Raw genomic sequence first — 14,189 nt, forward strand, 5'->3', positions numbered from 1 at the left:
ATTCCCGGTTCGGGCACCTCTCCCTATTCGTATCCCACAGAAAGGATGACTCATGACCAACCCCATGCAGTTCCCCGACGGCTTTGTGTTTGGCGGCGCCACCGCTGCTTACCAGGTTGAGGGCGAGACCCGCACGCACGGCAAGGGCAAAGTGCCCTGGGACGATTTCCTGGCTGCTCAGGGTCGCTTCTCCCCCGATCCCGCAAGCGATTTCTACAACAAGTACCCGGTCGATATCGACCTGTGCCAGCGCTTCGGCATCAACGGTATCCGCGTCTCCATCGCTTGGAGCCGCATCTTCCCCAACGGCACCGGTGAGATTAACCCCGAGGGTGTTGCCTTCTATCACGAGCTTTTTGCCACCTGCAACAAAGCTGGCGTTATCCCCTATGTCACGCTCGATCACTTTGATACGCCCGAGGCCTTTTACCAGAACGGCGGCGAGGGCTTCCTGACGCGCACGACGATCGACGCCTTTGTCGAGTACGCCAAGTTCTGCTTTGCCGAGTTCACCGAGGTCAAGCACTGGTTTACCTTTAACGAGATTCCCGCAACCGCCGAGGGCAGCTTTATCGTTGGCAACTGGCCGCACGGCGAGAAGTACCGCCTGGACAAGGCCTTCCAGCTCATGCACAACATGATGGTGGCCCACGCCAAGGCTGTCGTTGCCTTCCATGAGGGCGGCTTTGAGGGCGAGATCGGCATTGTCCAGAACCTGGAGCCCAAGTATCCCCTCGACCCCAACAACGCCGCCGACTGCGAGGCAGCTCGCATGGCCGACGTCATCAACAACCGCTGGGTACTCGACGCCACCTTCCGCGGCCACTATGCAGCCGACACCATGGAGGCTGCGACCAAGCTGGCCCATATCGCCGGCGGCGAGCTCGACGTCCGCGACGAGGACATCGCCGCGCTGACCGCCGCACTCCCCTACAACGATTGCCTGGGCGTCAACACCTACAAGTGCCAGTTCCTGCGTGCCGCCGAGGGCGAAAACGACATCAACCACAATGGCACCGGCGACAAGGGCTCCTCGCGCTGGTTCCTCAAGGGCGTGGGCGAGTCATGCGTGCGCGAAGGCGTACCCACCACCGATTGGGACTGGATCATCTACCCCGAGGGCCTATACGACCTACTGCTCCGCATTAAGAACGATTACCCCAACTACAAGAAGATCTACATCACCGAGAACGGCATGGGCTATAAGGACGACTTCGAGGACGGCTTTATCGACGATGCCCCTCGCATCGACTACATGCGTCAGCATCTCGCATGGATCCTCAAGGCAATTGACGGCGGCGTAAACGTCGACGGCTACTTTGTGTGGTCGCTGCAGGACCAGTTCTCCTGGACCAACGGCTATAACAAGCGCTACGGCCTGTTCTACATCGACTTTGAGACCCAGAAGCGCTATCCCAAGGCGAGTGCGTACTGGTACAAGAACGTCGCGGAGACCGGCCTGCTTATGGCCTAACTTTTGCCGCATACCCCCTGTCGGCCGCATACGAATCCCTCCACGGGTTCGCATGCGGCCTTTTTGTTTTGGTGGGCCCGAGCGGATCATTCGTCTCGATCTGTAACATCTAGCCGAGTATTTCGGCCCTAGTTGTTACAAATCGAGACAAACAGAACGCCCGAGCAGAAATATCTAAATCTGTAACACGTAGCCCACTTTCGACCGTCTACCTGTTACAGATCAAGACAATAAGATAGTCGAATCCGAACTTTCCAAGCAGTTATGAAGCACGGTTTCTAGTTTTCAGTATCACGAACATACTTTCGGTATCATTTAATGGTATTATGATATCGAAAGTATGTTCGTGATACCGAAAGGAGCCGCATGCGCCAGTTCGATTACACCACAGTCCCAGCGGAACTCGAAGCAACTCCAATCACCAACCTCCTCCTCTCGATACGCGAGCATAAAGGCCGACAGCTTGCTCTGAGTCAAGTCAAACCCGAACTTCTATCGTCACTTATGGAGGAAGCTAAGATCCAAAGCACCCAATCCTCCAACGGACTTGAAGGAATTGTTACCACCCAAAAAAGACTCAAAGCAATCATGGCGTATTCCGCCAAGCCAAGCTCCCGCGCAGAGGAAGAAATCGCTGGATACCGAGATGCGCTGTCGCTTATTCACGAGCAGCACGATTTCATTCCCGTAACGCCATCGGTCATTTTGCAGTTGCATCGTGACCTCATGGTACACACAGCAATCTCGTATGGGGGCCATTGGAAAGATAGCGATAACGAAATCATCTCCATCGACGATCAAGGCAATCGATTTGTGCGCTTTAGGCCGCCTTCGGCCCTAGCAACCCCCGGACTTATCGAAGAAGCCTGTCGGTCCCTCAACGACGCCTTATCTCGTCAAGTTTGCGACCCCCTCCTTATATCATTCCGCTTCATCTTCGATTTTGTCAGCATTCATCCCTTCAACGATGGCAATGGCAGGATGAGCCGGCTCCTTACAACGCTGCTACTCGAAAAGACTGGATACGACGTTGCGCGTTACATCAGCATCGAACGACTTATTGAAGACAACAAGGCGCTCTACTACAACGCCCTCGCTGCAAGCTCCATTGGATGGAATGAAAATCAAAACACCGAAGCACCCTTTATCCGTTTCATGCTCGGAACAACCCTGGCCGCCTACCGACAGCTCGAGCAGCGTACCCTAATTGAATCAAGCACTCGTCCCATGTCGAAGCAAGCGCGCATCGCCGTTCTATTTCAACAGAGACCCGGCGTCATTAAGAAATCCGACATCCGATCCAACTGCCCCGATATCAGCGAGGTTACCGTTAAACGAACCCTCGGTCAGCTTGTTAGTTGCAGCGCAATCGAAAAAACAGGAGCGGGTCGTTCGACGGGCTACATACTCAAAGACGTCCATGCTCTAGAACTATTCTTGCAATCCACAATACCCGATAGCGAGGCCGCAATAACAAAAGAGGCTCCAAAGGATAAGCTCCTTGAACGTGTAAACCACGCCGAGGATGAAAGCAGAGAGGGGCTCTATGAAGACTACGATTCATTCTCAAGGGACATAAAGACGAAATACGGAGTCTAGTCATATCCCAGAATAGCCTCATCCTTGTTGCCCAAAGTTATTTACGCGTCATTGTGAAGCGATAACCCCTGCGCCGGCAGGGGCAGAAGTATCGTCTGTAGCATTAGCTAGCAGATGACCCGCGTATGTTCCTCGATGGCGACACGATCCTCGGCGGCGACGCCCGGCTCGCACACCACGGCATCCAAACTGTCCAGGCGGCAGAAGGTGTAGAAGTCGCGCTTGCCGATCTTGCTGGAGTCGGCGATGAGGTAGCGTGAATCGGCCTTGCTAAAGGCGAGCTGCTGGATGCGGCCCTCTTCCATGTTAGACGTGGACACGTCGCCGTCCAAAATGCCGTTGGCGCCGATAAACGCCGCGTCGATGCCCAGTGCACGCAGGGTATCCTCGGCCGTTGGTCCCACAAAAGCGGCGGTGCGGCGACGGTACATGCCGCCTACCAGGCACAGGTCACAGTCCTCGCGCGCCTCAAGCAGGTTAAAGACCGAAAGCGAGTTAGTCACGATGCGCAGGCGGCACGCCGGCAGCATCGAGGCCATCTGCTCAACCGTGGTGCCCGTACCCAAAAAGATGGTCGAGCCTTCCTCGATAAGCTCCACGGCGCGGCGCGCGATCTGCAGCTTTTCCTCGGCATGCTTGGTGCGCTTTTCGCTGTGCGAATACTCGTGGCGCAACATAGCGTGGGGACGGCCCTGCGCACTACGGGCGCCGCCGTGCACGCGCTCGATCTCGCCCAGGCTCGCAAGTTCCTCAAGATCGCGACGAATCGTCATGTCCGAGACGCCCAGTGCATCCGAAATCTCCTTGACCGAGACCGTGCCCTGCTCTTCGAGCAGCTGACGAACCCTATCCTGTCGCTCTGCCTTAATCACGATGAATCCTCGCCGTTCTTTGCGCGCATATCATTCAAACAGTAACGAACAAATTGTATCAGACTCGTACGCGTCAAAAATGAACGCCCGCGCAGCTCCAATCATCACTTTTTTGAGAAAAATACCCCCTGCTTTAGTGGGGTGTAGTGATAATCTCGCCTGTTCGCGCTACAGTTTGTCGGAAATACCTCGATGTTAGGAACCAAATGATCACTTCCGAGCTTTTCGGCACCGCGCCGTGCGGTACCCCCGTTCATCGCTACACCCTCAACGGGCCCGAGATCTGCGTTCGCATTATGGATTATGGCGCCACCGTGCTTGGTATCGATGTGCCTGACATTCCCGGCAACGTGCGCGATGTGGTACTGGGCTTCGATAAACTCGAGGATTACTTTGACAACCCCGCCTGCTTTGGCGCGACCATCGGCCCCGTGGCAAACCGCACCGCGGGCGCCACGATCACCATCGACGGTACGGACTGGCATATGCCCGCCAACGAAGGCGTCAACAACCTGCACAGCGATCTTGAGCACGGCCTGCACAAGCGCGTGTGGGACGTTGAGCTCGACGAGGTCCACAACGCCGTGCGCATGACCACCTCGCTTGAGGATGGCGAGCTGGGCCTTCCCGGCAACCGCACCTTTACAGCCGTGTTTACCGTGACGCGTACTGGCTGCTTCCGTATCGAATATGGCTGCGAGAGCGACTGCGCCACATACGTGTCCATGACCAACCACACGTACTTTAACCTTGCCGGCCATAACGCCGGCATGGACTGCGAACACTTCTTTGTTGCCAACGCTGCCCACTACCTGCCCATTGATGACCAGAACATTCCCACCGGCGAGATCGCACCGGTCGAGGGCACGCCGTTTGACTTCCGTGAGCTGCGCCCCGTCGCGCCCGGCATGGAAGCCGACAACCCGCAGATTAAGCAGGCGCGCGGCTATGACCACTGCCTGTGCATCGATGGCTATCAGTACGGCCGTAATCTGCGCCGCGCGATGCACGTCGAGGAGATGTGGACCGGTCGCGAGCTGGACTACTACACCACCGCCCCGGGCGTGCAGCTCTACACCGGCAACTGGCTGGGCGACGAACATGCCAAGGACGATGCCAACTATGGCTGGGGCGCCGGCTTTGCCCTCGAGGCAGAGATGTACCCCGACACACCGCACCAGCCGCTGTTCCCGCAGGGCATTGTGGGCCCGGGCCATCCCTACTGCAATGTAATCGAATACCACTTTATGAGGCACTAAGCCCATAACGCAACATATCGCACAGCAGCGCCCGCCGGCACCACCGCCGACGGGCGCTTTGCTACCTAGTCATTGGGGACGTTCTTAAATGACTAGTCGTTCGGGACAGTCTTTAACATCAGGCGAGAAGGACTGTCCCCACCTGCCGGCACTTGGGGACGTTCCTAAAAGGCCGGCACATAAGGAACGTCCCCAAGTGCCGAGGGTGTCCCGCTTGACTAGTCATTTAAGAACGTCCCCAATGACTAGTTGGATGGGGTCGGGATTGGAGCTTGGGAGATAGCGGATTTCCAGCTCTACTCCGAGCTTTTGTAGCTCTTTGAGGACGGCGATGTCCGCATCGTCTATGGCGACCGCGGGCGTTACAGAGCGTTTGCCCTCCCCCGCCCGCATATGGCCGATGCTGATCTTGGTTATTGGCACGCCACCCTTAACCAGCGCGAGCACATCGGCGGGTGAGGCCACCATAATCAGAATCCATTGACGCGGCGTTGCGGTATGAATGATGTCGATAGTCCTTTGCACTGAGAAAAACCGCGTCCAAACGCCTTCTGGCGCCGCCACCCTCATGGGTGCCCATTGGCGCGAATCTGCCGCGATCTCATCGTTGACGATTAGGACAAGGTTGGAACCCACGACTTCGTTCCATAGCTCAACGTCTTGCCCGTAAATGAAACGGTCGTCGATACGTGTGAGAAGAATCTTGGGTTGAGCCATGGCTGCCCCATTCTGTTTGAGCCCCGTAAGAGCGAGACATCACGTCTCCAATATTAGTGCATTTAACGTGAGAAAAGCCGTCAGAACACTTGCGCGGATTTGAGATGTCCCGTATCATAGACAGCCGTTGACGCCTCAGTTGCGTCACCACATGGTCGCCAGCGTAGCTCAGTTGGTAGAGCACCGCTCTCGTAAAGCGGGGGTCACCGGTTCGAGCCCGGTCGCTGGCTCCATTGCACAAGATAGCCGCCTTCTGGCGGCTTTTTTGTTGCCGATTTCGGGCGCATATCCGCCAATCCAAGCACAACGCCGCCGAAAACTCCCCTACTCAACAAAAAAGCCCCGCCAACCGCAATCCCCAAAGGAACCGCGATCAGCGGGGCCCAAGCGCGCTCCTCCAAGGGATAACGCTTGCAACACGAACAGCTCAGCCGAGCAGCGCGCTACCCCTCCCAATAAGCGTCTGCAAGCAGTTTAAAGCAGATTTTCTTGACCGGCCGCGCACCATCGCCCGGGAACTCGAGCGTGGGCATGTGAGGCTCGCCGGCAACAAACAGCGCAAACTTGTCGTCGGCAAGATCGCCGGCGATCGAGGTGTCGGAATCGACCAGATCGTAGTCGTCCTTCTCGTCAAACTCCTGAACCAGCGTCAGGCTGCCCGTGGCAACCTTAAAGGCCTCGCGACCCTCGACGTCGATCTGCAGGTCGTGATAGCGCTGATGCGTCTCATAGTGAGCCTCGGCCTCGGGACGCGTCGTAGGAGCCATGACGTTCGCAAAGACCTTGTTGCCCAGAATCGGATGGCTGCCGACCTCGAGCTTCGCCGGATCGTTCTCCTCGAGCCAATCGATCAGCACGTCGAGGCCCTTGAGCATTCCGCGATACTCCTCGATATCGCCCAATGCACCGTAAATCATCTAAATCCCCTTTCGGATCGCTTCTTTGGCGGCTACTCGGTAAACGCGTTACCGACGCTGTTGCCACCCACATACGTCTCGACCAGGGTAAGGTCGGGATTGAACACGACAAAATCGGCATCGCGGCCAGGCATAATGCTGCCACATTTATCCTCGACGTGAGCAGAGCGCGCGGGCACCTCGGTCGCCATGCGAATTGCGATATCGGCGCTCGCAAGACCCCAGTCGACGATGTTCTTGACGCCCTGTGCGAGCGTGAGCACCGAGCCGGCGATAGCAGAGCCATCGGCAAGCCAGCAAAGGTTGTCCTTCATAATGACATCCATGCCACCGCTGGTGTACTTGCCCTCGGGCATGCCGCCACAACCCAGGCAATCGGTGATCAGCACCGTGTGCTGCCAGCCCTTGGCCTGCAGCAGCGCCTTAATAGCAGTAGGGTTCACGTGTTTGCCGTCGCAAATGATCTCGGCATAGGTGTTGGGCGTGGTCATAGCAGCGCCCACAACACCGGGCTCGCGATGGTGCAGACCGCGCTGGCCGTTGTAGGTATGCGTAAAGCAGCTGGCGCCAGCATTGATGGCGGCAGCACACTCATCATAGGTGGCATCAGAGTGGCCAATGCAGGTCACGACGCCCTTTGCGCTCAGAGCCGCGGCGTAAGCGGCGGCGCCGTCACGCTCGGCCGCCATGGCGCTCTTGACGATTCGACCGCCGGCGGCCTCCTGCCACTCGTCAAAAACTTTCTCGGACGGATCGATCAGATAAGCAGGGTTCTGGGCACCCACATGCTTCATGGTAAAGAACGGACCCTCCAGGTAGATGCCCTGAATACGAGCACCGCAGAACTCAGGTCCGCGCTCTTCGTCAGCCTGTGCAATGGCAGCGCAGGCGTCCTTGATCTGCTCCACACCGTCGGTAAAGGTCGTAGGCAACCAGCTGGTGGTACCACGACGAGCGAGCTCGGTCGAGCTGATGTTGATACCCTCGGCATCGTTATCGGTCGTGGCATGGTTATAGAAGCCATGAATGTGGGTGTCCACCATGCCCGGCGCAATCCATGTACCCGAATAATCTTTGATCTCACAAGCGGGCTCATCGGCCTGCCAAGCGCCAAAGACGCCATCTTCGACCATGAGGTAGCCGCCCAGCTGCGGCCCCGCCGGCAAAAAGAACTTGTCGGCCTTGATAGCATACGTGCTCATCTATGCTCCCGTACCCGCAGTGCGTTTTAGGGCGGATCAAAAACCACTGCATTGTTAATTCGAGCGATTGTTCGTTGCCTTCTACCGCTTGGCACATTTTGCACCCGCCGCAAAACACACCAAGCCGTTTATACCCAATAACTCTAGACTGCGCGGTTGTGGTAGACCTTGTATTTAAACTGGTCGGCGCGCGCAACCGAACGCGTATACTCGATAACCTCGTTGTTCATGTCATAGGTGGTACGAATCAAATCCAGGACCGGTGCGCCTTCGGCAATCTCGAGCAGACGAGCGTCGGAATGGCGGGCAATACTCGCGTAGAATTCCTCCTCTGCCACGCGAACTTTCTCGTGAAAGTCCTGCTCGATCATGTCGTAAAGCGATTTGTTCTCGATCATGGGGCGCTTAAGCGCAAAGAACTTGCGACTCGGCAGATATGTACACTCAATCATCAGCGGCACACCATCGGCAATACGCAGGCGCTTGATCTTGTACAGACGCTCGCCCAGACGCGCGTTCATCTCTACGGCAATATTCTTATCAGCCTCGACCTCGGTAAACTCAAGAATCGTCGTCTTGGGCACACGGCCGATCGCCTTCATCTGCTCGGTAAAGCTATAGATTTGCGAGAGGTTTGCCGTTTGCAGAGAGCGGTCGCACACCATGGTTCCACGGCCGCGCTGACGAACCACCAAGCCTAGGCGCTCAAGCTCCTGCAGGGCAAGGCGAACCGTCGTACGCGAGAGCCCGTAGCGCTCCGACAAGTCACGCTCGGACGGCAAATAGTCGCCGGGTCGAAGCTCGTGATCGATTTTATCGGTCAGCAAATCGACGAGCTGATCGTACAAAGGTTGTTTGCGCGCTCCCATTGCCATAATGATACCTGCCGGATAAATGACTCGAAATTGGTTGTAACCAGACACCACGTACTATAGCAGTTTTAATGGAATAACAGCAGGTCAACAAGCATATTTCAATATTGTTTGCCAGTTGATTGCCTGTGTACTGTAATACCAATTACATCGCTGCATCAAGTATTGAGGTAGCAAAAAGGGCCGCCCCCGCGGAGCGGGACGACCCTTTGCAAGACAGATACGTCTTTAAGGCTTAGAGAAGCTTCTTGAGCTCCTCGGCAACAGCCTGGACCTGCGTGCCGATGATGACCTGGGTAGCACCCTTGTCCATCTTCATGACACCCAGAGCGCCAGCCTTCTTGCAGGCAGCCTCGTCGACCAGATCGGAATCGCCGAGCTCGAAGCGCAGGCGAGTAGCGCAGCAGTCAACGGTCTTGACGTTCTCCTTGCCACCGACGGCAGCGAGAACAGCGGCGGCCAGAGCGGCGAACTTGTCGTCGCCAGCAGCGGCGGAAGCGGAGGTCTCCTCGACATCCTCATCCTCGCGACCAGGGGTCATGAGGTTGAACTTGGTGATGGCGAAGCGGAACACGAGGTAGAAGACCACGAAGGCAGCGATGCCCAGCGGGATGATCATCCAGGTGTTGGCGGCAGCCGGGAGGCTAGAGGAGAACAGGAGGTCGGTAGCACCAGCGGAGAAGCAGAAGCCAGCACGGAAACCAACATAGTAGGTGACGATGGTGAAGATGCCGTACAGGGCAGCGTACACGACGTAGAGCGGGAAGCACAGGAACATGAAGCCGAACTCGAAGGGCTCGGTGACGCCGCAGACGAAGGCGCAGATAGCAGCGGAGACAACCAGGCCGATAGCAGCCTTCTTGTTCTTAGCGGTCTGAACCATAGCAAGGGCAGCGCCCGGGATACCGAACATCATGCAGGGGAAGAAGCCGGACATGTACATACCGAGGCTCCACTTGACGTCAGCGGAGGTCTCGCCAGCCCAGAAGTGGGTCAGGTCGCCAAGGCCGATGGTGTCGAACCAGAACACGTTGTTGAGTGCGTGGTGCAGACCGGTCGGGATGAGCAGGCGGTTGAGGAAGGCGTAGATGCCAGCGCCGATACCACCCATGGCGGCGATACCCTCACCAAGAGCGACGAGCGCACCGAAGATGAGGGGCCAAGCAAAGAGCAGGACGACGGAGACGACGATGCAGATGACGGCGGTCATGATGGCGACGCAACGCTTGCCGGAGAAGAAGGCCAACCAGTCAGGAAGACGAGTGTCCTTGAACTTGTTGTAGCAAGTGCCACCGATGACGGCGGACAGGATGCCGATGAAGGAGTTACCAGCGATCTTGGAGAACGCGATGCCCTCGGTCGTGGCAAGCCAAGCGGTCTGAGCATCGGCGTCCATACCACGAATGGTGCCAACAACAGCAGGGTTCAGGAGCTGCTGGATCATCAGGAAGGCGACGAGGCCAGCGAGGCCAGCGGTGCCATCGTGATCGTCGGCAAGGCCGACAGCGGCGCCGACTGCGAACAGCCAGGCCATGTTATCGATAAGAGCGCCGCCTGCCTTGATGAGCAGGAAACCGGCGGTATAGGCAAAACCGGTAGTGTCACCGGCAGCACCCATGACTGCGGGAGCGAGCAGGTAGCCCACGCCCATAAGAATACCTGCGACGGGAAGCGCCGCGACGGGAAGCATCAGCGCTTTGCCGAGCTTCTGGAGGTACTTCATCATATGGTATCTCCTCCAACCTTTCTTTCGTTGTTCACCAACGAGTTCCATGTCCGCGCCTTGTGCATACCGGCTTCTCCGCTTGCCGGCATTGGTGCGCAAACTTAGACAACCCAGTCCCTTTTCTCGGGTTGCTGGTATGTACGGTAGCACACACTCAATTCAAACGTCCACCACATTTCGTTCAAATTACTATATCGTTGCCAAACGGTTATTTTTGGCCCGTAAACGGTAATTTGCGCAGGTAGATGTGCTGCGTTTCTTTCATTACCAAACTAATTCTTAGCAATTTCCATTCGATTTCATCTCAAAAGTGGTTACTACCAGATGAACAGTGGTACCACATTGTTACTACCAGTTTGGCCGAAATCGTTTTCACTTTACATGAATAAAGTCTCCAAGAATTTGTATATAACCTCTCCCCTACCACCCTCTTCCCCGCCCTTCCCTGCAACGCAAAAAGCCCCCTAGAACGATGTCAGTTCTAGGGGGCTTCATCAGATATTTCGGCTTCGTACTCGAAGGCTCAGGCAATCTTTACGCAAACAGGCCGTAGATGCTGATGTTGGCCTTGGCGTAGAGGCCGTTGGCGTACTCGGTCCACTTGGAGCTGGCGCTCGACGCCTGCGAGGAGTACTGCTGGTAGGCAGTGTAATAGGCGGTCATGGCCTGCTTATAGGTGGCGCTATCGGTCGTAAAGGCATCATCGGCAAAGGCCTTGGCATAGGTGCTGTCGGCATCCTTCCAAGTGCCCTTTGAGCTATCCCACTCGTCGCCGGCAAGTTTGATGATGTAGTCGGCGTAGTCCTTGCTCGCGGTCTCCTCGTTGCCGTCAGCAGGCTCGGTCGGGGCGGTCGGCATGCTTGCGGAGCTATCGCCCACCTTCTTCTTGTAGAGCTTCTGCAGCGTCGCGGACTGGCGGACGATCTGCTTGGCCTGGTCCTTGGACACGCCATACTGCTTGGCCATGGTCTTGTAGTCGGAGGTGCCGATGGAATCCTCGGCGTACTGCTTCATTTCCTTGGAAGAGACGGTAATGCCCTCGTCCTCGGCAGCGTCCAGCAGAATCTGGTTGCGCACGTAGGACAGGATTACGTCGGCAGACGGAGCGGTGTAGTTGCCGTCGTTGTCCTTGACGGTGTCGAGGCTGTACTGGCTCTCGATGGCCTCACGCGCGGTGATGTCGCTCTTCTTGCCGTTGTAGCTATAACTTGCCACGGTCAAATCGAGCTGGTCCTCGGTGAGGGTCGCCGAGCCGACGCCCTTGCCGCCAAAGCCTCCATTGCCGATAAAGAAGCCGACCACCGCAGCGATCACGACTGCAACCACGAAGGCGGCAATCATCGTCTTCTTGTGCTTGGATGCATGGTCGTCCACGTCGGAGTCGTCGTCCTCGTCCTGTTCCTCGGGCATGAGGTTCTCGTCAGCGGCATCCGCGGCAATCTGAGCCTCCAGACGGGCGTCCTCCTCCTCGGCCGTCGTACCGGCAGCAATGTGCTCGGCAGACGTACCGGCGACCAGGTCGACCTTCTCGTCCTCGTCACCGTCGGGGCCTTCGCCACGCTCGATGATCTGGATGCCGTCGATCTCGTCCTTCTCGTCCTTCTTTTGAATCAGACCCATATCAGTTACTCCTTGTTAGGAAACATAGTCCTCAATAGAATACGCCCGACAGGGCGCCGGGCGTATTGATTCTTAGGTTATACGCAAACACTTAAGTACTATTTAGGCGTTTGAAGTGTGCATGCCTTAGGCCAGGTGAGCGATAACGGCATCGGCAAAAGCCTGCGTGCCCACAGCGCCCTCAACGGAGCCGGTCTGGGCACGACGCACGTCGCCGGTAACCTGCTCGCCTTCGTCGAGCGTGGCGGATACGGCGGCGCGAATGCGATTGGCAGCATCGTTCTCGCCCAGGTGATCGAGCATCATCGCAGCAGAGAGGATCTCGGCCGTGGGGTTGGCGATATCCTGGCCGGCGATATCGGGCGCGGAGCCGTGCGTAGCCTCGAAAATGGCGCAGTCGGCACCGATGTTGGAGCCGGGGGCCATCCCTAAACCGCCCACGAGGCCGGCGCACAGGTCGCTCACGATGTCGCCGTACAGGTTGGGCAGCACCAGGACATCGAAGTCGTTGGGGTTCTGGACCAGGCCCATGCAGGTGGCGTCGACAATCTTATCGTTGAACTCGATATCGGGATAGGTGGCGGCCACCTCGCGCGCAACGCGCAGGAACAGGCCGTCGGTCGCCTTCATGATGTTGGCCTTATGCACGGCCGTCACCTTTTTGCGGCCGCAGCGGCGGGCGTAATCAAAGGCGTACTCCACAATACGGCGGCTCTTGGCGATGGAGATGGGCTTGATTGAGATCGCGGAATCCGCGGCGAAGGTCTTCTGACCCGAGCGCTCGACGAGCTGCAAGAGCTCCTCGACCTCGGCAGCGCCCTCATCGAACTCGATGCCGGCGTAGAGGTCCTCGGTGTTCTCGCGCACGATGACCAGGTCGACGTCGCGGAAGCGCGAGCCGTCGCCCGGCTGCGACAGGCAAGGGCGCACGCAGGCATACAGGTCGAAGTGCTTTCGCAGGGCCACATTGACGCTGCGGAAACCCGTACCGACCGGCGTGGTGATGGGGCCCTTGATAGCAACCTTGGTCTCGGCGACCGCGTCGAGCACGTGCTGAGGCAGTGGCGTGCCAAACTCGTCCATGACGCCGGCACCGGCCTCTTGGACGTTCCAATTGATCTGGACACCGGTGGCCTCGACCACGCGGCGCATGGCCTGCGTAATCTCGGGACCGATACCGTCACCGGGAATCAGGACTACATCGTGCGCCATAATCTGTTACTCCTCGTCTTCGGCGGCCTCAGATTTTTTAACGCTAGCACGCTTCTTCTTTTTGGAGAGATCCAGGCCAAAACGTTTAACAAGCATTTCGCAAATCTCGCTCGAACGGGCCTTGAGATAGCTGCCCTTGCCGTTCTCGGCATCGAACTTAAGGCGCAGCGCAAGCTTCTCGGCGACCTCGGCGTCGATCTCGCCCTGGCCAAACTCGTACAGGCAACCGAGCATGTCGCGATACTCGAGGTCGCCGTGGTAGCACTGGATGGCCTCGTCCAGGATGGGCCAAGCCTCGCGCGAACGCTCGACGCTCGTGGCACCCCACACGCACAGCAGGCGGAAGGCGGCATAGCGCAGCGTGGACGAAATCTCGTCGAACAGCGCGGTCTCGGCGCCCTCAAAGGCATCGCCCAGCTGCTCGGGGCAGGTGGTGGCGAGCGCCGCCAGGGCATCGAGAGCCTCCCAGCGGGTCTGAGCCTCGGGGCGGTCGAGCGCCTCGATCAGCGCGGGCACGCAGAGCACGACGCGCTGCGGATCGCGCTCGGCAAGCAGGTGCAGCACGCGGGCGGCAAACTGGCGGATGCGGCGCGTGGGGCAGCCGAGCTCCTGGACCAGTCGGTCGACGGCGTTCTCGTTCTCCTCTGCCAGCTGAAGCTGTGCCAGCTCCTCGTCGGTGAGCTGTTCGTCTTTGTTTTCTGCCATAGTTACCTCTTCTT

At 57.7% G+C, this 14,189-nt stretch carries 12 protein-coding genes and 1 tRNA gene; 4 read left to right on the top strand and 9 right to left on the bottom strand.

Annotated features, from left to right (window positions below):
* Window positions 1-52 precede the first annotated feature (52 nt).
* Both lacG and ABCN01_RS05630 read left to right on the top strand, forming a co-directional pair.
* Entirely contained in the window at window positions 53-1,474 is a 1,422-nt protein-coding gene (lacG, locus tag ABCN01_RS05625) for a 6-phospho-beta-galactosidase (RefSeq protein WP_260699522.1), read from the top strand.
* A gap of 366 nt (window positions 1,475-1,840) precedes the next feature.
* Window positions 1,841-3,073: a Fic family protein gene (locus ABCN01_RS05630; RefSeq protein ID WP_161115038.1), complete on the top strand. Its 1,233-nt coding sequence runs from the start codon at window positions 1,841-1,843 to the stop codon at window positions 3,071-3,073.
* A 107-nt stretch (window positions 3,074-3,180) separates the two neighbouring features.
* Here the strand turns inward: ABCN01_RS05630 and ABCN01_RS05635 are convergent, their stop codons facing one another.
* Window positions 3,181-3,945 carry a DeoR/GlpR family DNA-binding transcription regulator gene (locus ABCN01_RS05635; protein ID WP_342996063.1) on the bottom strand — a complete coding sequence of 255 codons (765 nt, stop codon included), beginning with the start codon at window positions 3,943-3,945 and terminating at the stop codon, window positions 3,181-3,183.
* Window positions 3,946-4,151: 206 nt separating this feature from the next.
* Here ABCN01_RS05635 and ABCN01_RS05640 point away from each other — a divergent pair, with 206 nt between their 5' ends.
* Window positions 4,152-5,204 (top strand): aldose epimerase family protein, encoded by a 1,053-nt coding sequence (locus ABCN01_RS05640; RefSeq protein WP_342996064.1) that lies wholly within the window; start codon window positions 4,152-4,154, stop codon window positions 5,202-5,204.
* A 222-nt stretch (window positions 5,205-5,426) separates the two neighbouring features.
* Here the strand turns inward: ABCN01_RS05640 and ABCN01_RS05645 are convergent, their stop codons facing one another.
* Window positions 5,427-5,921: a PTS sugar transporter subunit IIB gene (locus tag ABCN01_RS05645; protein WP_342996065.1), complete on the bottom strand. Its 495-nt coding sequence runs from the start codon at window positions 5,919-5,921 to the stop codon at window positions 5,427-5,429.
* A 157-nt stretch (window positions 5,922-6,078) separates the two neighbouring features.
* On the opposite strand from ABCN01_RS05645, the gene ABCN01_RS05650 reads away from it, so the two are divergent.
* Window positions 6,079-6,154, top strand: a tRNA-Thr gene (locus ABCN01_RS05650).
* A 210-nt stretch (window positions 6,155-6,364) separates the two neighbouring features.
* On the opposite strand, the gene ABCN01_RS05655 is transcribed toward ABCN01_RS05650, so the two are convergent.
* From ABCN01_RS05655 to ABCN01_RS05685, 7 genes are all read right to left on the bottom strand, one after another.
* Window positions 6,365-6,838, bottom strand: coding sequence for a NanQ anomerase/TabA/YiaL family protein (locus ABCN01_RS05655; protein ID WP_342996066.1), 474 nt, complete (start codon window positions 6,836-6,838; stop codon window positions 6,365-6,367).
* 32 nt (window positions 6,839-6,870) lie between these two features.
* Window positions 6,871-8,040 carry an N-acetylglucosamine-6-phosphate deacetylase gene (gene nagA, locus ABCN01_RS05660; protein WP_342996067.1) on the bottom strand — a complete coding sequence of 390 codons (1,170 nt, stop codon included), beginning with the start codon at window positions 8,038-8,040 and terminating at the stop codon, window positions 6,871-6,873.
* A 143-nt stretch (window positions 8,041-8,183) separates the two neighbouring features.
* The gene (locus tag ABCN01_RS05665; RefSeq protein ID WP_138113319.1) at window positions 8,184-8,915 is read right to left on the bottom strand and encodes a GntR family transcriptional regulator; all 732 of its coding nucleotides are present in this window, start codon (window positions 8,913-8,915) and stop codon (window positions 8,184-8,186) included.
* A 232-nt stretch (window positions 8,916-9,147) separates the two neighbouring features.
* Entirely contained in the window at window positions 9,148-10,638 is a 1,491-nt protein-coding gene (locus ABCN01_RS05670) for a PTS transporter subunit EIIC (protein WP_342996068.1), read from the bottom strand.
* A 534-nt stretch (window positions 10,639-11,172) separates the two neighbouring features.
* On the bottom strand, window positions 11,173-12,258 hold the full coding sequence (locus tag ABCN01_RS05675; RefSeq protein ID WP_342996069.1) for a hypothetical protein: 1,086 nt from the start codon (window positions 12,256-12,258) through the stop codon (window positions 11,173-11,175).
* Window positions 12,259-12,384: 126 nt separating this feature from the next.
* Window positions 12,385-13,470: an isocitrate/isopropylmalate dehydrogenase family protein gene (locus tag ABCN01_RS05680; RefSeq protein WP_342996070.1), complete on the bottom strand. Its 1,086-nt coding sequence runs from the start codon at window positions 13,468-13,470 to the stop codon at window positions 12,385-12,387.
* 6 nt (window positions 13,471-13,476) lie between these two features.
* Entirely contained in the window at window positions 13,477-14,175 is a 699-nt protein-coding gene (locus ABCN01_RS05685) for a hypothetical protein (protein ID WP_342996071.1), read from the bottom strand.
* Between the last annotated feature and the right edge of the window lie 14 nt (window positions 14,176-14,189).

The sequence above is a fragment of the Collinsella aerofaciens genome (genome assembly GCF_039062365.1).
Classification (GTDB): domain Bacteria; phylum Actinomycetota; class Coriobacteriia; order Coriobacteriales; family Coriobacteriaceae; genus Collinsella.